The sequence below is a fragment of the Undibacterium pigrum genome, from assembly GCF_003201815.1.
Taxonomy (GTDB): domain Bacteria; phylum Pseudomonadota; class Gammaproteobacteria; order Burkholderiales; family Burkholderiaceae_D; genus Undibacterium; species Undibacterium pigrum.
The window spans coordinates 593,821-617,431 of the sequence record NZ_QJKB01000001.1 but is presented as its reverse complement, the minus strand read 5'-3'; the positions used below and the strand labels follow the sequence as shown (position 1 = coordinate 617,431).

The following is a 23,611-nucleotide window of genomic DNA, read 5'->3' as shown; positions in this document are numbered from 1 at the left end:
CGCTGGCCATATAAATAGTAAACAGTCACCAAAAGCTGCCCAAATTTACGCATGCAAAAAAAGCCAGGTCACCCTGGCTTTTTCTTTATTCAACCTACTTTTATTCAATACCCTGGCTGCTCAGGTAAGTATGTGTTTAGTACCAATGGACATTCCTGAATAGTCAATAAACACGGGGATATTCTCACTTTTCTCAATGTCCACGACTTTTTGCACTTTTTCACCCATTTACACCCCTAATGTCCATACTTGTTGGCGCTGAAGTTAAATTGACCCAGGCGTTGAAGTGCCACTGCCACACCAAGACGTTCTAGAAATCCATTAACTCAATAACTTAAGCGACAGAAGCCTGGGTCATTGAAATTTCGGCACAGGGATCAACTTGGCATCAGCGTCAACAGCCCATGAATCAATTGAGCGAGCTCGAACGCCAGAACCTGTTGGCGGTCGCCAACTCGCCAGAATTCGGTCGCCTGCCGACCAGCCTGATCGTGCCTCGGCTGCCCGATCAGGGAGAGTATGTGGCTTCGGAGTCGACGATCTATCGCGTGCTCAATGCCACGAACCAGCTCAAACACCGTAGTGCCAACAAGCCTCCGCAAACTGCGGCGCAAACCGCGTGCGCTATGCGCGAGGACATTGGGCGAATTGTTCTCCTGGGACATCACCTACCTGCCGACGCAGGTCAGGGGAATCTATTTTTATCTATACCTGTTCATGGATATCTTTAGCCGTAAGATAGTCGGCTGGCAAGTCTATGACAGCGAAAGCGGCCAACTGGCGAGCGACGTTATGTTCGACATTTGCCAACGTGAGCAGATCGTACCGAATCAGGTAGTGCTACTCTCCGATAATGGTAGCACGATGAAGGGCGCCACGATGCTGGCCACGCTGATGGCACTCGGGGTCACGCCGGTGTTTAGCAGTCCGAAATGCAGCAACGATAACCCGCACAACGAGAGCATCTTCAAGACCACGAGATACCGCCCCTCCTATCCCAAAAACCCATTCGTCAGCCTGATGACGGCCCGGCAATGGGTAGGCGCGTTCGTCCACTAGTACAACCAGGAGCACCGCCACAGCGCCGTGCAATTCGTGACGCCATCGCAACGTCATGTGGGACAGGACGACGAACTTCTGGGAAAACGAACCGAACTCTACAAAACGGCAAAGGCACGACATCCGCGGCGCGGGAGTGGCGCCACACGCAACTGGTAACCGATCACCGTCGTGAACTTGAACCCAGGAAAAGGCGTCAAAGAAGTCGTCAACAGCAAGGAGGATGATCTGGAACTGAAAAAAGCGAGACAAATGCAACTCTCAGGCGACAACTAGTTTGAAAATTTCCTGACAGAACACTGGATTCTTAAACGGCGCCTTCTCGGCGCCCCCCTACCCCCCAATTGCGGGTTTAACAAACAGCAACTCTCACTAGTTCAATTTTCAATTGGAAGGATAGTTTATTCCTCGACATTAAGTGTCTCTCGCATTAGCATGCGAATAAGCAGTGAGAACCGCGGTGGGCGGTTAGTTACGTTCTGATAACACTGGTCAAGGAACACAGACTTTCGCATTTTGAATTTCAAGCCGCTTAGAATAAATAGAGCGCCACAATAATTCAAAAAAACAATGGAGAACGAAGTTGAAGCCTGATATTGCGGCATATTTGGAATCTTGGGGAGCTGAGCTGCAAGCACGAAAAGACCGGGTTAGGCAACTAATCGGATCGGCTCATTGGCTAACAGATGGGCACCACAAAGAGGCAATTCTTCGAGATTTTCTTATTCGTTATCTGCCAAATGAATGTGAATGTTCTACTGGATTTGTCCGAAGCGTAAATGATCAAGAAGGTTGTTCACCTGAGATTGACATCTTGCTCTTCAATCGACGCATGCATCTGCCATATTTTTGCGAAGGGGGCGTTTCGATTATAGATCCAGCGTCCATGCTGGCAACAATAGAAGTTAAATCTAACTTCTCGAAAGAGACTTTGGATGACGCGATAGAGAACGTGAAGAAAGTCAGATCAGTGGCGATGGGCCGCACACTTACTTTGCCAAATCTTTGGAGTGGAATTATTTTTTACGAAATGCCCGTGACCCGTGACCTTGAAAGTGCGATATCTACACTCGGTGAAGTACTCAAGACTCATTTCCCACTAAATGAGAGTAGCCATTGCCTGCCAACTTGTTTGATCTTAGGTAACAATTTTTTAGCGTTTCCTCGCGTCGTCGGTGGCAAGATTAAGATTAGCGCCTTTAATGGGTGCGGTCGTGCTTTTGCCTGTGGCTTCTGTGATTTATTTGCAGCCATCGCCCCTCAGTTAGGCGGGCTAGCATTAAGTGGCTTCGAAGAGTGGGGTTCAAGTGGTTCGTTTACAAGACTCGAAAAATTCGTCGAATAAGGAATTCTGATGCGTGAAATGGACCTAGAATTATTCAAAGAGGAATTGTCAAGTTTAACTCTGAGGCCGGGACTCCTGTTTGGACCAGGCGTTACTCGTGTGCCAGGAGAGCTTGCCGAGGCGTTCTATGATGTTTTTGCTAGGCTTGGTTTCTCTGGCATTCTCGCATCAGATGCTTCAGATGTAGATTATCCGGCGGCGGTCGATGCGGCTTTCGAATTGCACCCAGAAAAGCATGATCTATTGACCCATGCCCTCATTGAAAAGCTTCGGGGACTAAAACCCTCGCTTGAAGTTCCACACATAGTATTAGCGGGATGGTCTGCCTATGTCGCAATGACTGAAGATTTGATATTAGAGGAGGCTCTGAGAAATTACACTGATGGCGTTCCATCATCGAAATCGGTAACAATTGTCGATCACGCTTCCGTTGAACCCCCTAGTAGATCCTACCCAATATACAAACTCTTGGGCAATCTAAATAACAGTGAGGAGGAGCGAACCGTTTGTTTATCCGATGCGGACACCCTCCTACGCAAGCAGTCATGGTCGCGTATGATGAACAGTCTATCGAACTACCTGCGAGATGCGCCACTCGTCGTATTAGGTTTTGAGTCAGCATTGCAACGTTTGAGAGACGTCTTAAGTCTCTTTGCTACGCAAAGCAGCCCTCGAATCACAAAACTTCGGTTTTTGAAAGGTGATCCCTGCTTAAAGGATCCAACTATAAGGGCGATCTTAAAGAAGTTCGACGTCGCGGTTGTTGATGGCTCTCAGCGAGACCTCACTGAACTAGTTTCGAAGCAACGCAGCCTTGGAAGTCTTGCGATAACCCTCGCTCCGCTAAAAACACCATTTCGTCTGGTGCAAGACTTCGCAAGCAACTACGACAGCCCAGTTGCTGTTGTCCCCATAGCTGAAGAAACAACGTTACAACTGAGCCCGTTGGAAAAACCTAGTTGCATCGATAGCCTGTTTCGTCCTGCGTCGTCTGACTGGCGGCCATTTCAAGCGAATCTCGATTTGAAACGCGATTGCGTTAGCGATATCGCTAACGAAATTCGCTTACAAGTGTCACTCGCACGCCCTAAGCAGCCGCGCGTCGTATTGTTAGTTGGAGACGCGGGAGTAGGCAAAACGACCATCGCAAAAAGGGTCGCCCTCGAAGTATCTGAGAACGGAACGTTAGTATTATGGTGCCGTCGCGTCACATCTGGTCTGTGGCTGCGTTCGTTTAAGAAGTGGGTCAACGAGTTGTTTACCGAGTTGAAGAAGTCTCACGACAAGCACTTCAAAAATCTAATACTGTTCTGCGACGATCCTTGGGCTTTACGAATTGACTCGGCTGACGCTCTTGTCGCGTTGGAAGAATCGCCGATTCCGACGACTTTGGTGGTCACGTTGCGAAATACTGATCGCTATCTCTCTGAGTTACGGACCGCGACCACATCGACGATCGCTCATAAGGAAATCGATATTCCTTTTGAACTCTCTGACGGAGAGATGGAGCAGATGTCAGAGATGTTATTGAAGATCGGCGCCGTTACCACGGTAGAGAAGGCCATGAGCCTTGTACAGACCGCTCAAATTAAGAATGCGCGAGACATACTCTGCAGTCTTTGGTATTTGGTCCCCGAAACTAAATCTCAACTTGCCGAATCTTTGAAGGACGAGTATTTCAGATTAGGTGACGTAGCAAATATTCCGGAACTCGCGCAGTCGTTAGTGGTAAGTGGGAAACAGGCTCATAAGGCCTACGAGTACGTCACTGTCAGTACCAGACTCGGTATTGGGCTCCCCGTAGAAGTTTTAGTCCACGCGCTAGGTATCGACTACGCTGCATGGATAGGGTCTCTTGAAAATGGCAGACCGCTATGGGGATTGTTATATGACGATATGTCTGACGACGGCACGACGGTAATGTACTTTACGCGGAATGATGTCGTCACAAAGGTACTAATTGACCTTGTAAATGGTGGTTTGGCAGGTCATATGGGCGAAGTAAGAGTGTTGAAAGAGCTGATCGTAGCATGCAAAGACGGCTCCGCGCCTTATCGAGGCTTCTTGATAGACGTACTAGTACGCGCGAGACATAAACTGGGAGATCTCTTTTCATACGAACAAGGATATGAGTTGTACGAAGCAGCTTTAGACAACTTGCCGTTTGAAGATCGACTGCTCGAGCATCACTTCGGCATCTGGATTCAAGATAAAGGTCCTAAAGACGGAACTGCATATCGTCAAATGGAAAAGGCTCTTCGTAGTGCTGCCTCTAGCGGTTCTGATCGGGATGCCCCGCGAGAGCATATTCATGCGTCGATGGCTGCTGCAATGCTTCAACAAGTTCGCAACGGTGCGGTGGAATGGACTATGGGGGCGGAAACCGTAGAACATCATTTAAGCCTTGCCGCTTCGCCGACATTTTTTAATGCCCACACATCGCACGTAGCGGCAAACCTCAGGTTTGAGCTAGCTCAACTTGCAGTACAGCGGCAAGACGGAGAGATTGCTGACAAACTTACCCTGAGGGCATTCGAGGAAATAGAACGAGCATATCAAACCGTTGGAGCAAAAGCACGAACATCTTTTCAACATAATAAAACAATCGGAATGTTGGAAGACCTGCAACGCAAAATCTTAGGACTTATTCCAGATTCAGACCGACTCAAATCGATGGCAGTTGAATTATTCAAAAGGACGGCGCGACAAAGCGGGTTCGCGTTGGCCGCACGGCGACAGCTCGTCGAGGCCAGCCAAACTGGCAAGGGGAAGGACTACAACGAGCTAAATAGTTATCTGCGGGAATGTTTCGCACTCATCGAGTTAGGCGGAAGCAAACCAACCACAGAATTTTTGAGTATCCGTGTCGATCTGGTTGTGCGATGGAAAATACAGGGGTTTAAGGAGGTTGATTGGGATGTATTTTGTGATGATTTGCTTGAAGTGTTACTAGATCCAAAGTTCGAGAATGATGTACTGAAGCGATTCTATTTAGCAGTTGCATATTTTCATCTCAATAATACAACCGAAGCGAATGCCACCTTTGCCCAATTGCGTCGAGAAAACTCTACTAACCACAAACCAAATTCAATCCGAGCGATCTTTCAAGACAAGAATGGTAATCCAAGGCGCTTTCAATGTAATGCTCGATTGGTCGGCAATCGAGCAATGGCTAGTGTTCCTGAGCTTCAAATTGACGCTCCTTTAAAGACGAATGCGTCAGGAGTAATTCACGTTTTTATTGGATTCTCTTTTAATGGTCCAGTTGCAGTATTGGAAACTCCAGAGATCGCAGATATTGCAGTCTATTGATGCGCAGTGTGGGTGCCGAAACTAACCTAGTCTATGGGTTCGTTATTACCTTGGATCTGATAAAGTCAGCAAGCGATACGCCACTGGCATCGGCGTAAGTCAGGAAGGTAACTTTCGAGTGAGAATTATTACCTACCTCGTTCAAAATGCCAACCACAGACTCAGTGGCAATGAACGTATCCAAGAAACCGCGTTTACGGCCCTTCGGTGTCCACAGGATTTAACGGGAAATCGTCTGTGTCGGTCCATTCTTCTTCGCTCTGTTGCTCGGCACGACGAAGTTTCTGGGCGCGTTCATAGATCTGCGCTTTCTCCGTTTGGAAATTACGAGCCGACACTTCAGTTCTCCAACGTTCTATATCGTCTAAAACTCTGGTGCTCCATTGTTGGAACTGTCCGCTTTCATCCAAAGGCTTTTCGAGCAAAGTTCCAGACCACGATGACGTTTCAGGTTCGTTGAAACCAAAATTCTCTCGATCCAAACGAACACCCGCCTGGCGTGCGATCCCGCTTAGACGAAGGAATTCGCCGAAGTTGATACCTGACTCAACGTTGGCAACGTCGCCCTGGTCCTCTCCATAGAATGTGCGTTGCTTTGAAAAAAAATTAGTATTCCAGACTAGACCCCAACGCCCTTTTTCTGCATTACGATAGAGTTTACCTGCATCGCTGAAAAGTTGGTACCCACCGCCACCGAATCTCACGATCCACCGGGCGGTTTCAGAAGCTATTTCAATCGGAAGTCCCGTTAACTTTAGCAGGTCGTAGACCCGCAAATATCCTGTGGCGCCATAATTGAAGTTACCGAGTTTCTCTCCCTCGCCAGCGGCTCGCCCGTCGTTCTGAGCCTTGTAGTTCCAATCGGGCTGGCAATCGGCACCCGCTCTACGCGACGCCTCGTCGTCGCCCGTGTGAAACTTACGTTCTGCAACCGCATCTAGCCAGACGCCATTTGCCGTAAATTTGGAAGATGTAGCTTCGACGCGATCAATAAACTCCATATTCTCGATCACCAGAGGAACTGCATCGACTGTCGGTATCGAGTAGTTTTCTCTATAATTTAGTTTGTAAGGCATCGTAGTGGTTCGTACTGCATTCTGAAGAATGCGGCTTTGCCCGAGCAAGGTGTAGGTCGCCATTAGTTGATCCGCCGGAGAAGTTCCAGCGACGCCTTGCCGCGAATAGACGTCAACAAGAACTCGGTACGATCCAGAATGTCCTGCGTAACGCCTGTATATGCGGCTTCAAGAAATCGAGATGACAGGGGTAGAAACTCAGGTAGGTTGGGAATACCTGTCGGCATGGAATTTATGACCGCGAAGATTTCCGTGTCGACCAACAATGTCTTGTCGTCTTGCGTTTGAGCCGTTCCAATTACTGCAGCGAACTGCACCTTTGTTTCGATCTGGGCAATTCCGTTTATGGACACCAACCAAACTGTCAATGGCGGCATCGTGATCGACGAATAGCTGTCGATATCGATGAACACCTTGGCATCTACACGAAATGCCTCGCGCAATGTCAGAACCGGCCTCCCGCTACCGATGAATTCCCCGCTCGAAACGTGAACGGCAATTACCCGGTTATCGCCTGGAAGGGTAACTCCGGGGTCGCTTTCGGAGTTTACGCCGAGCCTCCCGTTAATCGCTTCGACCGCAGACTGGAGGTCATTGATCTTCGCAATATTTTCCGCGCCGGCTCGGATCAGGCCCACCTCCTGTGCGACTTGCTCGTAAATCCTTCTGTAAAGTCGCAGTGGAGCATCCTTAAGCTGAACTGGGGACAGGAAGTCTTCGAAATCCATCCGCCATTGCTCTATATCTTGAGTTCGCGTATCCAGTGCCCGAGGATTTCTGAGGGCCTCTCGTTGAAAAGTAACTGGGACACCAAGATCACGGCCGTTTGGTAGGCTGCCGGGTTCGAGTCGATCAAGTATATCGAAATCTCTTTGCGAAAGTTTGGGCAGAGACTGCTTTCCGAACTGAAATCGAATTCCACCAAGTTCGCCGATTCGGTACTCGAACTGCGTGGCCATAAGTTCGCTTACAGCATAAGTGACTACGGCCATCGTAGAAGTCTTGAGGCGCACCTTGATATCGACAGGAGGCCCTAATTCGTTTTCCTTGCTCGCCTCTAGGTACAAATAGTTCAGAATTATCGGTCCCAATTTGCTCAAGCTAGTCTCTAGACCTTGTGCAAAGGACATGTCTCCATACAGTGCCTTAGCTGCCTCTTGGGCGATCCATATCCCTCTATCCTCTGCATTAACGGGGGCAGTCGTTGGCCATCCGTTGGTAAAATAAGATAGGAAGTTGGCACCGATGCTTTGTAGCATTTTTTGGTGCTGCGATATGCGTTCCGCGACTTCCTTCCATTGCTTTGAAATCAGATCAACTCTCTCCCGCCAGCTTAGACGGACTTCTGCTAGTTCGATGTCGGGGCCATCGTTATCTAATCGCCCTCTGATCTTTTCGGGCAAGATGACACCCCAAGAAATAAGGGCGTCTATGTCGTTCTGGTTCCAGAGTTGCGCGACTTCGAGCCCTCCCCAATAGGTTCGGGCGGCGTCTTCGAATCTTGCCAAGAATTGTTCGAACTCTTCTTTTGTCGAGGTGATCTGATGTCCAGCGTAGAGAACAGGATCGTTTAATCGAATCCGTTGAAAAGGACACGCCGGATGTTCTATTTCTGGAACGAAGATCTCTGCATCATGGCGGATTTGCGTCGCGATTCCTTCGCAGGCAAGACGCTGAGTGGCGCGAACATCGAGGTTCAAAAGCGCTGAACAGAAATTGACTTTCTCGACAGGTATCGAGAGACGGCTTTCCAAGGCGACTGGGAGCGCTGGCGCCGCCTGAGTTTTCAGATCTGCGACGGCGACGTCGTGCAAAAGAGAGGATAGAGCCAATCGTGCATCGACAACACGTTCTTGGGTACGCGGGAACGGCGGCGCAGGCAAAAACGGATCTTCAATTGGCGAGTTCGATGGGTTAGCACCAAGGCTTTGGCGGAATTTCGTTGCGCTCTCCATGCGCTCTGACAACTCACGCAACAGTTGATTCCGTTCGCTAATTAGAGTCTCTGATTGAATGAGCACTCGGACTGCATTAGCAGCTGTACGCATCGTGTAGTACGAGGCCGAGTAGCTTGCCCAGTCGGTGACTTCGTCTCGCGCCTGCGGTACGAATGTATCCTGTTCAGGAATGGTGAGAATGACTCCACTCACCGGCAGCGATACCGAAGTGAACTTTGGGAAAACGAGTACCGGACCGACTTCCATGTGGAGCTCTCAATGTAAATGGTACATTTTCCATAAATACCCCGGTCAGATTCCGTGTCTATTGGCGAATTCTTGATGGGGCCCGCAATATCTAAAGATTAACATGGAAAGTTCCTTATGTACCGATGTAGCACAAGTTATTTGTCGTTCTGGACAGGCTGGCTCTGTGACTTCGGAGTGCAGTTGGCGTATGCGAGAGATGCTCGTTTAGCTCAAATATTAAAACGCTGAGTTCTCGATTCCGGCTTCTTCGCTTATGCTCGGTAACCAATTTCCTGGAGGAAATCCGCTGAGCCATCGACTAGACTTTTTTTCCAGGCACTGGCGGCGCGCTTTTCTCCATTTTGGCGGTTGGTAACACCCCGCCTTCAATCATATTTTGAAGTTGAGTTGTTTTTAAATTCTCGTGATATACCTGTGCAGGCCGTTTGCCAGACCAAGCAAGTAACGCATCAATGGCGGCTCCGGCGAGCGTTTGTCAGCAAGCAAAACCTTGCCGGTCAGGCTTGATAATTCTGGCGACATAAAGAATTCGATGAGCGTTTTTTGGCCAGAAACACTACTTTTTAGCTTGCTATACTTCGCCTCGGTCTGACCTCTACAAAGGAGAGGCCCGACAAGTCCTGCTGCAACATCAGCGTCAAGACAGGTTGATGCAAGGGAAAAAAGAGGCTGTTCCTTGTTCAGGAGGTCACTGCCCGTGTTGCCAGATTCGTCGCAAAATATGTGCACACAGATCTCCTAAGCGGTAAAGCACCGGACTTAAATGTCGACATCCATTTCCTAAAATTCTGTTATTGCAGAATTTATTAAAAAACATGGGCGGATTTTATCTATAATTCTAATATCTTAGATTTATTGAAATGCTGATTCGCGCATTTAAGCCCAATCCGTATTTAATACGCACATCACTCCAAGCGCGACCAGCGCCTAGTCGTTTAGCGATGTGCTGCATTGGAATCTGATCATGGATCTGTCTGCCCCGAATAATACTTGGGAATACAAAGTCAACCAATCCTGTTTTCCGTTCAACAAGATAATTGCTTCCGTACCTTTAAATCTGCAATAAAGAACACCACCGCAACCTCACGATGCCCTGCGCTATATGTCGCAATATAACCGCTTGTTTCGTGGTCAGGTGTTCCAAGAAGTTCACACCTTTTGTACGTGAGTCCGGTTGGGGCCTCGTATTCCAGCATTTCTCTGACATAGTTGAGTAGTGTCTCGATCTTTTCTGCATATGAGTAAGTGACGTGGAAATAGATATCGCAGAGGCCATACGACAATAGCTTGTCAAAGTGCTTTTTTGTGTAAGCCTTATCTAGGTTAGAACACACCAATGCCTCATAGATGGATAATTCTTGACCAGACGCCCGAATGACGGCGTCCCGTTCGCCTGGATTTCCGTTAGCCGTGGAACCACCGAGGGACTGGTCGGCTACTGGATCTATCTTGAACGTACCAACGATCCTCGCTGGTTTTTACATGGTTTTTTTGCCTGACTCCCATGTCGATCCCATCTATCCTGCCGACATACGCCGAGCTACAGACATTTAGCCACTACAGTTTTCTCAAGGGGGCATCATCACCGGAAGACCTTGTGCAGCGTGCCGTCAAGCTAGGCTACCAAGCCCTGGCCTTACAGATGAATGTAGTGTTGCCGGTGTCGTCCGGGCGCACGTCGAGGCGAAAAAGCATGGCCTGCATTTGATTATCGGCAGCCAGATGATCGTTACCCCTGAAAACCATAGCCCGCCATTCAATTTGATTGTGCTGGCCAAAAATAAAAATGGCTATGGCAACCTGTCTGTAATTCTAAGTTCAGAAAAAATGGACATTCGAATCTCATATACAACTATTAGAACATCAATTGAAAAATTTTGTCTATCTAACTTGTAAATGAATGGACATACCTTCTGACAAATTCAATTTTGAAAAACTAATTACTGTTCAGGATTTCCTTCTGCAGACTGTATCGCCATTTTGCGCAAGGAGTTAAATGCTGAATTGGAAGGCGGCTCTGGCGGTATGAAAAATGGTCAATTCATATTAACTCGCTAATAGTTGGCCATTAGGTTCGATGTACTGGAAACTAATGAGGATGTCAGAGCCAAATTTCAATAGGCAAACATCCGTACAGCTCAACTTAATGATATATTAACTCTGTCATACTGATTCGCTAGGCTTCTTGCACAAAATAATAATCTCTTTTGAGCTGGAATCAGTAGGTCCAACTTCATTTCCCCACGCACCCAACTTTGCATACCGGATATCAACAACTTCAAAGCCCGCCGTTTCACACAATTGCTTGATCTCTTGCTTCGAATATCTTCGGTCCCTCACCACTAGTTCACAGGGGGCAACTTTTTCACTTTCAAACAGTTCACGCCGATAAGCAACACCCTTTTCGTCATGCCACAATACGTACTTAGGTGAAAAAATATTGCCAGTATCCTGCATAGTTGGCGAAGGCTCCAAACTCAGCAAATTCATAGGTAAATTTTCGTTGTCTGTGCGATGTTGTGCTATTGAATCCATCAATTCGCCGTTCATAACGGTTAATAAGAAATATCCACCTTGCTTCAAACAAAAATAAGCTGTAGTCAATATCTTGGCATTTTCAACATCGTCTGCAAATGATCCCACGACGTCATAGAGACAGATGCCGCAATCAAATTTCTCGTTTGGTCTCCATAGTCTTGCGTCACAGCATTCGAACTTAATATTCGAGATTGAATTGGCTGAGTGAATCGCTTTTTCCAATAGTGCTGATCCCGTATCAACACCCACTACATTGTGGCCTCTAGCAGCCAACTCTATTGAATGCCGACCTGTGCCGCATCCAATATCAAATATTTTTGCTTTCGATGGAGACTCGATAGACTTAAGAAAATAATCTACTTCATGTTTCGTTTTGCTCTGCCACTTATGATCAGCATCAAGTGCCATGCCCTGATATGCATCAACTACTGTTGAATCGCAGTCAGCAATCCATTCCCTTACCAAGGAGCTCGCTTCAGTTGAATATGCCTGTTCTGAAAAGGTAAATGCTGCCCATTCTTCCAAAGGACCAAGAATTCCTAACTGCCAATCGTGTCCTCGACTCATCAAGCTGTCCATTGTCGCGTTTGATTCTGTCCGATCCAATGGAAAATTTGTATCGACTGCGGTAGTTCCTTCTCGCATCGGTTTAGATACTGCTGCTATGTATGGCAAATCGGATGAGACCAGGTTTTTAAGTGCTGACCAGTTTTTCTGGATCATCGTTACTTCACACCTACGCAATGTTGCTTTCTCCAATGCACGTACCGCCGCGGGATTTGCAGTTACTAACCCCCAAGCATACTGTTTGGACTGACTCCAAATCGCCCGCAAAATTCGCGTACCTAGTCCCTTGTTTTGATGGTCCTTGTGTACCACGAACTGTGTTACCCAAGTGACGTGGCCTTTCCCGGCCAAATCCGATCTTTGGTAGAACGCATAACCTATCAATTCATTGCCGTGATATGCTTGGGCCGCCCACGATTCGGGTCCGCGAAGGTAATTATCTTTCAATGTGCCAGCACTTTGCCTAACGCGCTTGCCTGCTCTATTTCCAGCTCCTTCTGCCCATATTCCATAATGTGCTGAAAATAATGTCGCGCATTCGACCAAATCGTTTTCTGTCAAGCTGCCAGCACGTTTCCAAATGATTTTTGAATCTAACATAAATACCCAAATTAAAGTACGAGGTGCATTTCTAGGTGAACTATAAGCAGGATCTTGAGGGCTGATAGTCGTGCCGCTAAGCTTTACAGTTGTGGTTGCATACGTAGATTGTACCGCAATGCAACATTGTGTTTATACGGTCATCGCGGCCTTTTAACTTAAAGCATTTTTTTGGCGCTATCGTTTGTTGCAATGAATCTTCAAATTGAATTTGAAAAACATTGAAGTGAACTGATGTTGAGGACGGTTTTGACGTCAAAATACTTATTTGCCGTAGCACATAAATATCGAAAATTTGGCTTACGCAATCCTTGAATATCTTTAGTTGCATCTAATTGGGAACAGTATGTTAAGAGAAAGTGTTTTTTCATAGTTCGCTAACGTCGGATAATTCAGATCCTGAGGTGCTTTTGTAAAATACGTAACTATATTAGCGAAAAATTTTTGTTGCCGTTGCGATGAAATTGGCGCTGTGGCAGTATATAGATATGCAAATCTCACCACTTGCCCCCGAACCACTTAACATTCACAGCCCGCCTGATGCAGTGCCGTCAGACCCTCCCGTAACAACCCGTGACCTGCTTCTGCCATTTGGTGCATTGAGTTGGCAGAATTTCGAAAAACTCTGCGAAAGACTGACGGCTCTTGATGGCGACGTCGAATATTGCGCACGATACGGTCAGCAAGGAGAAGCGCAGGAAGGTATCGATATTTACGCTCGTCTCGCTAATGGCCGCTACCATTGCGTACAGGCAAAGCGCCATAGCAGTTTCGGTCCGGCCAAACTTTGTGATGCAGTTGACTTATTTCTTGGGGGCAGTTGGGCCGATCGAGCTTTACGCTTTACTATCGCGGTCCAAGCGCAACTTCGCACTACCGCTTTGCAAGAAGAAATAGAACGGCAAGTAGTACGACTCAATGGCCGGGGTATTGCTTTCGATGCGCTTGACGCTGAAAGCCTAACTGATCGGCTGCGAGCGCATCCGACATTAGTCGACGACTTTTTTGGTCGACCTTGGGTTGTTGCACTGCTCGGAACGGATGTCGCAAACGCCCTTGGTGCCCGTTTGGATGGAGCTGAGTTCGCAAAGGTCCGCTCGCAACTAGCCAAGGTTTACGAAGCTCAATTTCACACTATTGATCCAGGTAGCTTTGGTTCGATAGATGACGATGTTGGTTCATCATTAGCTTTGCTTAATCGGTTCTTCAAACCAGACATATTGGTACGCGAGAAACTGCAGACAATAGATAGTGGAAATATTGACCCCAACAATACTTCGCGAATGACTCGAGGAATTGAAGGCACACCGCAACTGGAGATGGAACCCAACAGCAACCGGACTGATCCAACAAGCGCCGGGCGCACTCGAAGATTACCTTTAGTAGAATGGCTAGGCGATCAACAGCGACTGGTCTTGCTTGGTGAAGCCGGAAGCGGCAAAAGTACGTTGCTACGTGTTATTGCGCTCGATTTGCTACATCATCAAGAGCATTTTTCAGAGTTGGCAAAACGCTGGGGTCAGCACATTCCTATCTATATTCCTTTCGCGCGTTGGTCAGCGTTAGTTGCTAGGGACGATAATGCAATCGGTATTAAAGAGATTGTGAGAGGTTCGCTTGATCAATTTCTCACTACGTCAATTGCAGATTTACTGGACCGGAGTATCGACGACCGACGCATTCTGTTACTCATAGACGGACTTGATGAGTGGAGCAATGTACAGGCGGCCAAGGTAACTCTTAACGCACTTGTGACGTTGGTTCAGGCCCATGGAATTCCAGTTGTTGTTTCTGGCAGGCCTCGTGGATTGAATCGTATCGGTGGGTTGCCTGCCGAATGGAGGCGCGGTACAGTTGCTCCTTTGTCTAAACTCCAACAGTTCAAAATTGCCAACAGTTGGTTCGAACGCTATGCGACAGCGACGTCAAATAGTTCAGACATATCCGAAGGCGTTCTTCGCACTAACCGGTTTATCGCCGAATTGGCGCGCGATGCCAATTTAGGAGCGCTAGCATCGGTCCCATTGTTGCTTGTTGGTTTGATAACTCTTGCTTTGCGAGGGCAAATACTTCCGCGAACGCGAGGAAAGGTATATGACGAACTAGTAACTATTTTGCTCGAAGTACATCCTGAAAACCGTGCCGTAGCTTCGGGAAACACTGTCCCTCGTTTCCAGCACGCTACCGAGCCTGGCTTAAGGCGTGCGGCAATTTCACGACTTGCGCTGGCAGTGCGAGAACAGGCTGGTGGTGCAGGCATTCCGAAAGATGATGCATTAAAGGTTCTGCGCCAGTATTTTCTCTCGCCGGAGGGTTTCAATGCTGTGGAGAACTTTGCTGGTGCAGCCGCCAACGAAATTCTTTCCGTCAATTCCGAGACCCAGGGACTAATCATCGAGAAGGCACCAGGCGAGGTTGGTTTCGTCCATGCAAGTTTCGAAGAGTACCTCGGTGCAGAATATATTAGTGGCTTACCGTTTGAAGACATCAAAAATTTTGTGCGAACGCATGCTGGTGAAAGTCGCTGGAGGAACGTAATAACGAACCTTCTTGGTTTTATCCAGAGGCGCGATGAATTCAATCAGCTCATAGAAATCATCGAAGAGCCTGCAAATGATGAACTCCTTGCCATAGAACGCCAAACTTTACTTGGCGATATTGCGTTTGGAACGACTATGAGGTCTCCTGATACAAATAGGCGACTTGCGTTTGCTGCTATGGAACGAGTAGAGATAGAAGACTGGCTACCAGCAAGGCGTGAGGCACTCGCATCGGTTTTGAAAGGATTGTCTGATCCAATGCTAAAAACAGATGTCGAGAAGCGCCTTCGCCGCTGGTTACCTGATCGGTATTCATATCGTTCGTCCCTTATAGAGATATTAAGTGTTTGGCAACCATCTCAAGAGCTACAAGATCTTTTCTTTCGAGCGATGCATGACACAGACCCTAACATTAAGCGAGCTGGTGCTGCAGCATTCGCTAATGTGTTTTCCTCTAGCGTAGATGCATTTCAGCGGTTGCTTGTAGGGCTAACCCGTTCACGCGATTGCATCACTGCGGCAGCGATGCTTGAAAGTCTCGCGCTTGGCTGGCCTAAAGTGGCGGAAGTGCTACCGTTATTCGAAGAGGCAAGGAAATCTCAAGCATCTGAGCTTCGTCTGATCGGCACCCTTGGACTCGCGATATCCGGTAATATTTCTGATGAGGAAAGAGGTTTTGTCTTGCACAGCCAAAGCTATTATTCGGGCCTTTCCTATGCGTATCGTAATCTCGCAATTGAGATGCTGATTAAATATTGGCCAAGAGACGAATCACTTCTTCAAGGTGCTCTCCTGCGAATATCGCATTCAAATGGTACCCTTTGGGAATACGATGCGGCATTTGCATATCTGATGAAATCACCAATTGAAAATGCTGACGTCCGCAATTGGATCCTCAAGGAACTTAGGAACGACCATCCTTTCAATACAGGGAGAGATTTAGAAAGTTGGGTGAAGGTAGGCAAAATCGCCGCTGTAGATGCCGAGGTTCGTGCAGCAGCCACAGCTTACTGGTGTAAATCTAATAGCGCTACTTTTTACATTTACAATTTGCCTGGCTATGTTGAAAATGTCGCTGACGAACAGATTCTAAAGATTCTCATTGATGTTCTAGCCGACTTGAAAAGTCGATTTGGCCGCTATTGGGCGCTGACTGCACTACTTAAAGGATGGGGGCGAGATCATCCGTCCGTTAAACCAATTCTCGATGCTCTCGCCGCGGCATCAGACGAAGAACTGTTTGATCTTGCCTCTTTGGTGCCACAGATTATTTCCAACCAAGAAGTAGCTCGGGAAAGATTGATTCGATTGGGAACGCAAAAACAAGTGAGGCGCGATTTGCTTACTACCGGATTAGCTGCATGCGGCTGTGGTGCCAACGATAACGAAGCAGTTTCATCGATTTTGGCCTTTCCGGAAGGTTTTTTTGGCCCATATTCATACTCGACAGCATTCTTTTCCACGTTTGGCGCGCATGCAGATGTGCGAGCCTTTGCCTTGGAACGTGTTCGTGAATTGAATGGCCCTCTGACCTCGATTGCTACAGCCTATGCGAACGATCCAGAGTTCGTCGCTCCAATATTTGACGCTGCCACACCTTTGCCAGTTGATTTGCGTACCCAAATCATTGAAATTGCCAGCTCAGGCGCACCAGGAACTGCACTTGAGATGGTGCTGAGTCAGGGAATGTTGGAAAACGACCCAGAGCTATGTTCGCAAATGGTTATTGCTCACCATCGAACCCTACGCTTAGAGGAACGTAGTACAGCACAATCAGCTCTACTTTCAAAAGCAGTATCTATTGGACCAAACTATGAATCATTTCGTGCCGCTGCGTTGGCCGGACTTGCTACAATTGGCGCTCTAGACTCACTGGCTTCGCTAGAAGACGTTGGCAAACCAGTTGCGATTCGGACTAGCAATCTTTCTGACGGAATTGTTTCTGTACAACGTCTAGTATGCGAACGATTTTCCGATTTTCAGGTCGCCTTTGGCGACAGTCTTGAAGAAAGATTCGAAAGTTCAAGCAATGGAAGGAGAGTCGCCGAGATACTGTCAGTGGCGCCAGGCGCTTCGCCAGCCGCAAGGGCCGCATTTCTTTCATATGCTGAGCGTGGTGAGATTCCGCGCACCCCACAGGCCCTGCGGGCACTTGCAGTTGAGCGTCCTAGCAGCGAGCTTTTGCTCTTCCGTTGTTTTGATGCGCTCAAGCGTTCTGATCGGCGCAATGACACCGCATTGATCAACTCTGAGGTAGCTCTAATTCTCCGTGAGCACTTTGCTGGAAACGAAGACGTCAGGGCGAAACTTGTCGAATTGTTTGCAAAGCGACCTTCCGCCGAAACGGAAATCTCATTGGCAATCTTTGCACCCGAATCCTCGGAATTACGTTTTTCCAGTAATTTCGATGGTCTTGGACATCAACTAGCTGATTGGGCAGTTGCGGTACATAAAGCGGTTTCTCGGGCAGATAGTGCTACATTCTGCAATCTGCTTGAGACTATGGTGAGCAGACCGCGACTTACGAACTTCGATGCTCAGCACATCACCAATCTCGCGGTCGGAGAGAGACTTCAGCGAGATACTGATCTCGAAGCAATGATGAGTGTAAAAATAGCTATTGATGTGGATCCAAGCGTCAGCGGCAGTTTTGCACGTTATTTGGCCGCAGCAGGCAAATTGAGTACTGAGGTACGCAGTACTACAGTTAATCTTCTTCAAGATTTTCAAAGTAAGCAACGGTTGCCAGTCACAGGATATGACGCAATAGCCGACCAATGGCGAGCTGTGCGTGCAACGCTTCTAGACGCTATCTCAGCCGGGATCGATAGTTAGTCTGTCAATTCGTAGTTGTTTAATTGCCCTACTAAGAAATTCGTGTGTTTTAATTCTTTTTATATTTGAATTTCCGAGAAATTAGAAATAAACGCCTGTAAAGAACTTTTGGTTAGCGCCTTTGGCAAGATTGCGCATACAAAGGCCGGCTTTCGACTGGACAGCAAGGTTCAAAATCTTGTGAGAGGTATTTGCAAATTGTGGCTTCGGTAGCCAGAATTCTATTAATCTTCCAAGTTTTGCACTAAAGTTGAAAATTTTCCTAATTGAGCAAATGAGACTATGTTTTGATTTGATGTAGCCACAGAAAACCCGCTAATTACAAAATGCCGTACTTTCGTAAATCCGAATTTTTCGCCCAGCAATTCGACTCTCCCTTCCTCCTTCGCGAGCGCGCGTTGATAATATCGAACAAGTTGACTGTTATATCGCACGAACAACTTGAGATTGCAATCTATCCGAGTTAAATCAACGAGATTATTTTTACATTGTAAATTATAGATAATCCCATCTTTGAGTGCTATTACATCAAATTCCTTGTGGTGAATTCGTTTTATATCTGAAATAGTAAACCCTTGTTTGGCCAATTCTCGTTTGACCTTATTTTCAAAAATAAAACCACTTCGGACTTGGTAACGCTTGTTTTTATTCAAACAAGTGTTTTTGTAGTTGTAGAGAAATCGCTGCATTAAATTGATAGTAGTAATGTAGGCTCCGTTGGCGTCGACAAATGGTGGAAAATCATCCACATTGTCTGTGCATTCCGCCCTTGAATGTATCAATAATTTTTGAAATTCCTCTGGGGATTTGAATTCGGCGGTCGCTGCTCGCATCTGTTCGGGTGAAATTGTAACTATAAAATCGTCATTGCAATGCTCAAGTAATTTCTCAAATATGTTGGCCACAATGCCAAAATTTGTTTCAGAGAGATCAAATTCTTTGTAAGCATTTTTAATGTAAAGAATATTATTTCGGACTTCTGCGGCGGAGAATATTTTTCGTCTATCCAAGGCCTCTTTTGTGAATGCTTCTTCTGAGCCAGGGTCGGTGTTTTTAAGATCGGTTAATGATGTCCGTTCTGGTTCAAGAAATAAATCGTCTAATGGTTGATATTCGTAATTTCCTCGTAAGCCATCCTCTTCTTTGATTAATTTATAATCGGAAAAGACTGTCGCTAGCATTGCTTTGTGTCTAAAACCGGTTATAGCAACTTCATTTTCTACGGCTTGTAAAAACGCAATTGCATCGTCATTTGCGCTAAATCGTTTTTTACCACGGCAAACACTTGGCAATAGTTGAAGAACAGTGACCATGTGACGTCTACGCGATTGAAAAAATGAAATTGAGTCATGGACGGTTATCAAAGTCCTTGCTGCATGCGCATTACCATTTTCGAGTAACTGTTTTTGCAAACTAGCTGCATATAGTATGGTTCGAATAAAACGCTGCCCAGTAGCTCGTTCAAAGCGTGATTCGACTTTGACTTGAGCCCTGTAAAGTAAAACTAAATTCTCAACAATTGATTTCAATGGAGTTGCAAGGAATTCTGCAGTCAGGACACTTCTATCTGCTCCAGGGATGTTGATAATCTCTTCTATTCCTCGTACTATTTCCAACCAACCGTAAATCGCAGTTGTGGGTTCGAAGTTGGAAAGCATTTCTATCGTGCTTCCTCTGTAGGCTCCTATTTGTTGCTCAAAAAGACTAAGAATTTTCATTTTTTGCTCTCCTTCTTACTGCTTTACGAAGACAACTTCAAACCCCAGGCTTTCAAAATTTAAAATTTCTGTCCAATAGGCTTGGGGGAGAAAAATTAGCAAATAGCCTTCAACCGGACAATTTAAAACTCCCGTTCCTCGCCAATTAATGCCTTCTCAATTTGAGTATTCAGTCCATCGATATACAATGTCAGCCAGTCTTGCACGACTGAAGATTCGGCCTCTTTTAACCATTTTCTGGCGCGATCGCGCATTCCGGTTAAATGTTGACTTCTTGATCCAGTCCAACTGCCTGAATAAAACCTTGAAATCAAACAGCTTTCGACATATTCGATATGTCCGTATTTCTCGAGGAATGTTTTTGTTAATTCGCCTGCAGGGCCTTTTTCGAAAGTAGGATAGATTGCTTCAACTATCAATGATGATCTTGCCATTGGGTCTTGATCAATCCATGTGAATATATCGCTGGATTGAAAGCTCAATATTGCAGGGTCACAAGGTCGTGCGTGCGACCCTAAGTCGCCAAGCCAATTTAATATTAGGTCCTTCCGATCTCCAAGCAATTCATCAGAGATCAGTCTCCAGGCTTCACTAGGGCTGGTGGCACATAGCGTACTCGCGACCTTGGGAAAGGCGGCGGCCAGTCCAAATCCGGTGTAGATAGTGGACGAATTTATCAAAGAATTCAGGAAACCAAGATTTGACTTCGGAAATTGCTTGATAAATCTATTAGCCAAACGATCCCAGTAGTACTCTCCCATTGTACTTAAACGACTCGACATTGCACTTTGGTCCGTAAGCAATTCCAAGGCAAGTGCTTCTTCGTTCTCAATGGGTTGCGATAACTTGCACAATGCACTTTCTGCTATAGCGATTACAGTTTCATAAAAGCCTGGTTCCCTGCGCTTTAATATTGCAGTAAGGACTTTATGCACGAACTCTGTATTTACTTCTCCGTTTGCGCGTGCTATACAAAACGGATATAGATATTGGCTGTCTATTACCTCAGATGTGTATAAATCCAGTGTCAGAAAAAGTATTTTTTCGGTCATTCCAGAACACACGACAGCTCCGACAATCCAGCGGCGGCGTTGTTGTAATAGTTTTTCAGATAAGTTCTCCCAACGTACTTTGTCTCCGTTATAGATTCCACGTAGATAACCGCAAAGGAATTTATAATTTGTTTCGTCAGGGGCATTAAAAGTCCATTCTAAAATTTCTTCGTCTAATTGCGCGTCGATAAGTGCAGTTGCTACTCCAAATCCAAATTGCTCTACCCGAGTACTATCGCAACTAAACAAGTATGGCAAAGCCAATAAAAATTCTTGTGTGTTTTGCGCGGCCTCGTTTGCTAAGTTAGACCGAATTGCGGCTATATTTTCGGTTCGATCAAGGTTGTCGTCCTCACTGGGATAATCATCATCCCAAATATCGACGAGTACATAACGCCGCAAGCGCTCGAGGAAAGTTGTCCCGACAAGCTCCTCAGAAATATTCTTCAACGTTGCTGTAAATTCTGGTGGTTCAGTAGCTGATGGATATCTCAGTCGATTCAACAGAAGATTAGTAATGGCAGTGTAATTTCTAGGAATCTTGGAAAGCTCTTTTATTATCGAAATTAACTGATCGTGTAATACGTTTGTGCGCGCCATTTGCTCAATGGCACTTATTAATACTTCGTCAACCTTTATATTCCAATTTTCATCGTATTTGAGACGTGATACTAGGAGGTGACTCAGCATTTGCGTCCAAGGCTCAGTCAACTCTGACCATTCCTTGGCAGTCCAAAACATTATTTCTGACCGCAGTCCTTGAAATTCTATGCCTACAATTCGGTAGCTCCCTTCCCTGGACAATAAGCGGCTGCTTGCTGCTAATCCCAAAGAACGTTCAAAAGGACTATTACTAAATAGCAGTTCTTTGGCCAGCTCCATACGCATCGAAAAAGTGGCTTGGGTTGGAGCATTTGTCCGAAATAAATCAAGAAAACTCCCTTGCGCATTGTTGGAGTGAGTTGTGTTCTCTCCCAAAGTTAGTTTCGCCAATATTTTTAAGGCTTGCCGATAGCAGTCGCCCCAAACGGCAATTTTTTCTAGTGCCTTCGCCAAATTCTGACGTGCATTACCGAGACCAATTAGTACCTCGTCACTCCAGTTTAAAACCTTCGCTTTTAATAGCGTCAGTACAGCCTTTGGATCGGCTTCTGCCAAAACATTAATAAATGCCGACCCTGCATCCGAAATTATGAATTCGTCTCTTGCTAGGATGCCGGTCTGGGGGTTCAGCAACTGCTTAACTGAATCTCTAGCTGACTCTGAGCTATGGGCGTAGGCGAATGAACGAATAAACCATCTGTAGAGGGTTATAGGCATCTCTTTTAAAATACTGTTCACATCTGCACTGTTCCCGTAGTTATCCCACCAATCGCGCCATAAATGGATGCGAAGTGCAGCTGGTACTATTCGAAGTGTACGATCACCTTGAAGTATCCGTTTTTTTCTATAGTATTCAATGACACTATCAAATTTTGCCCGCGTAATAGACGGATCTGTTTGTTCAACAAGTTTTGCAATGAAGTCAGCCTCGTTTTTGACAGGTATTCGCGCCCCGAATTTCTCGAAAAGAGCAATATGTCGTAAGACTATTCGTCCTGGATCATCATATGCATGTGCACTGTATCCTGAGATGAATCGATCCCATACCGGTACAGACCCTGGTGGTTTCAGAATGTCTTCTGGATTTTCCTTTAAATTCTGACCTATTGCGTGTGCCACTCTGGCCGATCCACCACACCATTTGGCCCAGTTTGGCAAGTGACTTGCACCTGTGATATAAGTTTTTAAAATTTCTTCGATTTGATCGTCTTCAAGTAGAGGGACACGTAATGTTTCCATTCCTGACCCGCTACTCGCTTCTGGACCATGGTCAATCGTTAGCAATTTGATTGATTCTCGACCTTTTAGCGCCCGCCATATTGTGATTCGATCCGCGTCATCACATTCATCAATCACCAACAGCACAGAATATTGCCGTCCTTGTTTCAACAACTCGTTAAATAAGGAGCTGCTTTGAAAATCACTGGCTTGCCTTATATAGATTGCATCCGACGAAAATTTTGGATTTTTCAGCACTGCTTCTAATACCAATCTGGTCTTACCAATACCTGGTTCACCTACAACTCGTATATGTTGAATTGCTTCGTCATTCAGGTTACGTTCCAGATCAAATAAAAACTCTTCTTGTGAATCTCCCAGCGCGATATCCGCCGTCATATCCGAATTGCGCTGCCAGGAAGACGTAGACTGAAACATTAGATCACCCAGCCCATTTAGATCCAGGCAGAGTGATGGATGAATTACTAGCTGGCTTATTATTTGGGTTATTCCAAAAACCTCTATATTTGCTTTAGCAAATCCACATTTCTCAAAAAAATTTGCTAATAATTTCTTTGCTTGAGTTATTTGTTGGGTCGTCAGATCGTGGCCCATTGTTACCATTACATATGTAGCGCCAGTTTCCAAGCAATTCAGAACAGCAGTGCCGAGATTTTCTTGTGCAACAGGTTTTTTGCCAAAAAGCTCTTTTGAAATTTGAGCTTCTTGCCATGGTTTAAAAGATTTCCCCGTTTTTACCTGATAATAAGAGTTTCCCCGCAACAGGATCGATGCATGACTGTCTTGCGTATTGACGCTTGCATCAATACCGCCATCGGACACGTTAATATCTGATGAGATGATTACGTTATGAAGCGGAATTTTTTGACGCATCGCCTCGCTCCACAACAGATTTCGCATTAGTAAAATTCCGTTTGTAG

The 23,611-nt window shown here is 46.2% G+C and carries 12 protein-coding genes; 6 read left to right on the top strand and 6 right to left on the bottom strand.

The annotated features are described in order from the left end of the window. Positions 1 to 404: 404 nt before the first annotated feature. The 4 genes from DFR42_RS29470 (at position 405) to DFR42_RS02760 (ending at position 5,716) form a co-directional block, all read left to right on the top strand. Entirely contained in the window at positions 405 to 731 is a 327-nt protein-coding gene (locus DFR42_RS29470) for a helix-turn-helix domain-containing protein (protein WP_211324189.1), read from the top strand. After that, the gene (locus tag DFR42_RS02770; RefSeq protein ID WP_245936804.1) at positions 640 to 1,059 is read left to right on the top strand and encodes a DDE-type integrase/transposase/recombinase; all 420 of its coding nucleotides are present in this window, start codon (positions 640 to 642) and stop codon (positions 1,057 to 1,059) included. The genes DFR42_RS29470 and DFR42_RS02770 overlap by 92 nt, the downstream gene beginning before the upstream one ends. Positions 1,060 to 1,642: 583 nt before the next feature. Continuing rightward, positions 1,643 to 2,404, top strand: a complete 762-nt coding sequence (locus tag DFR42_RS02765; protein ID WP_110253410.1) for a DUF6602 domain-containing protein — start codon at positions 1,643 to 1,645, stop codon at positions 2,402 to 2,404. Positions 2,405 to 2,413: 9 nt separating this feature from the next. Continuing rightward, positions 2,414 to 5,716, top strand: coding sequence for an ATP-binding protein (locus tag DFR42_RS02760; RefSeq protein WP_110253409.1), 3,303 nt, complete (start codon positions 2,414 to 2,416; stop codon positions 5,714 to 5,716). Positions 5,717 to 5,910: 194 nt separating this feature from the next. Here the strand turns inward: DFR42_RS02760 and DFR42_RS02755 are convergent, their stop codons facing one another. From DFR42_RS02755 to DFR42_RS02745, 3 genes are all read right to left on the bottom strand, one after another. Beyond that, positions 5,911 to 6,855 carry a hypothetical protein gene (locus tag DFR42_RS02755; RefSeq protein ID WP_110253408.1) on the bottom strand — a complete coding sequence of 315 codons (945 nt, stop codon included), beginning with the start codon at positions 6,853 to 6,855 and terminating at the stop codon, positions 5,911 to 5,913. Further along, complete coding sequence (locus DFR42_RS02750) at positions 6,855 to 8,996, bottom strand: cytochrome P450 family protein (protein ID WP_110253407.1); 2,142 nt, start codon at positions 8,994 to 8,996, stop codon at positions 6,855 to 6,857. Before DFR42_RS02750 ends, DFR42_RS02755 begins: the two co-directional genes overlap by 1 nt. A gap of 396 nt (positions 8,997 to 9,392) precedes the next feature. Beyond that, complete coding sequence (locus DFR42_RS02745) at positions 9,393 to 9,728, bottom strand: DUF3800 domain-containing protein (protein WP_170133395.1); 336 nt, start codon at positions 9,726 to 9,728, stop codon at positions 9,393 to 9,395. A gap of 849 nt (positions 9,729 to 10,577) precedes the next feature. Here DFR42_RS02745 and DFR42_RS02735 point away from each other — a divergent pair. Then, positions 10,578 to 10,895 (top strand): PHP domain-containing protein, encoded by a 318-nt coding sequence (locus DFR42_RS02735; RefSeq protein WP_342766837.1) that lies wholly within the window; start codon positions 10,578 to 10,580, stop codon positions 10,893 to 10,895. Positions 10,896 to 11,162: 267 nt separating this feature from the next. On the opposite strand, the gene DFR42_RS02730 is transcribed toward DFR42_RS02735, so the two are convergent. After that, a complete protein-coding gene (locus tag DFR42_RS02730; protein WP_110253404.1) occupies positions 11,163 to 12,704 on the bottom strand; it encodes a bifunctional GNAT family N-acetyltransferase/class I SAM-dependent methyltransferase in 1,542 nt (513 codons plus the stop codon). Between the two features lie 458 nt (positions 12,705 to 13,162). Between DFR42_RS02730 and DFR42_RS02725 the strand changes: the two genes are divergently transcribed. Continuing rightward, positions 13,163 to 18,079, top strand: coding sequence for an NACHT domain-containing protein (locus DFR42_RS02725; RefSeq protein ID WP_110253403.1), 4,917 nt, complete (start codon positions 13,163 to 13,165; stop codon positions 18,077 to 18,079). A gap of 224 nt (positions 18,080 to 18,303) precedes the next feature. Here DFR42_RS02725 and DFR42_RS02720 read toward each other — a convergent pair whose 3' ends face one another. Beyond that, positions 18,304 to 19,797: a hypothetical protein gene (locus tag DFR42_RS02720; protein WP_110253402.1), complete on the bottom strand. Its 1,494-nt coding sequence runs from the start codon at positions 19,795 to 19,797 to the stop codon at positions 18,304 to 18,306. Positions 19,798 to 19,919: 122 nt separating this feature from the next. After that, the gene (locus tag DFR42_RS02715; RefSeq protein WP_146218776.1) at positions 19,920 to 23,564 is read right to left on the bottom strand and encodes a TniB family NTP-binding protein; all 3,645 of its coding nucleotides are present in this window, start codon (positions 23,562 to 23,564) and stop codon (positions 19,920 to 19,922) included. Between the last annotated feature and the right edge of the window lie 47 nt (positions 23,565 to 23,611).

Coding starts and splice junctions, on each gene's coding strand:
- DFR42_RS29470 (WP_211324189.1), top strand. CDS start 405: ATGAATCAATTGAGCGAGCTCGAACGCCAGAACCTGTTGGCGGTCGCC.
- DFR42_RS02760 (WP_110253409.1), top strand. CDS start 2,414: ATGCGTGAAATGGACCTAGAATTATTCAAAGAGGAATTGTCAAGTTTA.
- DFR42_RS02755 (WP_110253408.1), bottom strand. CDS start 6,855: ATGGCGACCTACACCTTGCTCGGGCAAAGCCGCATTCTTCAGAATGCA.
- DFR42_RS02750 (WP_110253407.1), bottom strand. CDS start 8,996: ATGGAAGTCGGTCCGGTACTCGTTTTCCCAAAGTTCACTTCGGTATCG.
- DFR42_RS02730 (WP_110253404.1), bottom strand. CDS start 12,704: ATGTTAGATTCAAAAATCATTTGGAAACGTGCTGGCAGCTTGACAGAA.
- DFR42_RS02725 (WP_110253403.1), top strand. CDS start 13,163: ATGAAATTGGCGCTGTGGCAGTATATAGATATGCAAATCTCACCACTT.
- DFR42_RS02720 (WP_110253402.1), bottom strand. CDS start 19,797: ATGAAAATTCTTAGTCTTTTTGAGCAACAAATAGGAGCCTACAGAGGA.
- DFR42_RS02715 (WP_146218776.1), bottom strand. CDS start 23,564: ATGCGTCAAAAAATTCCGCTTCATAACGTAATCATCTCATCAGATATT.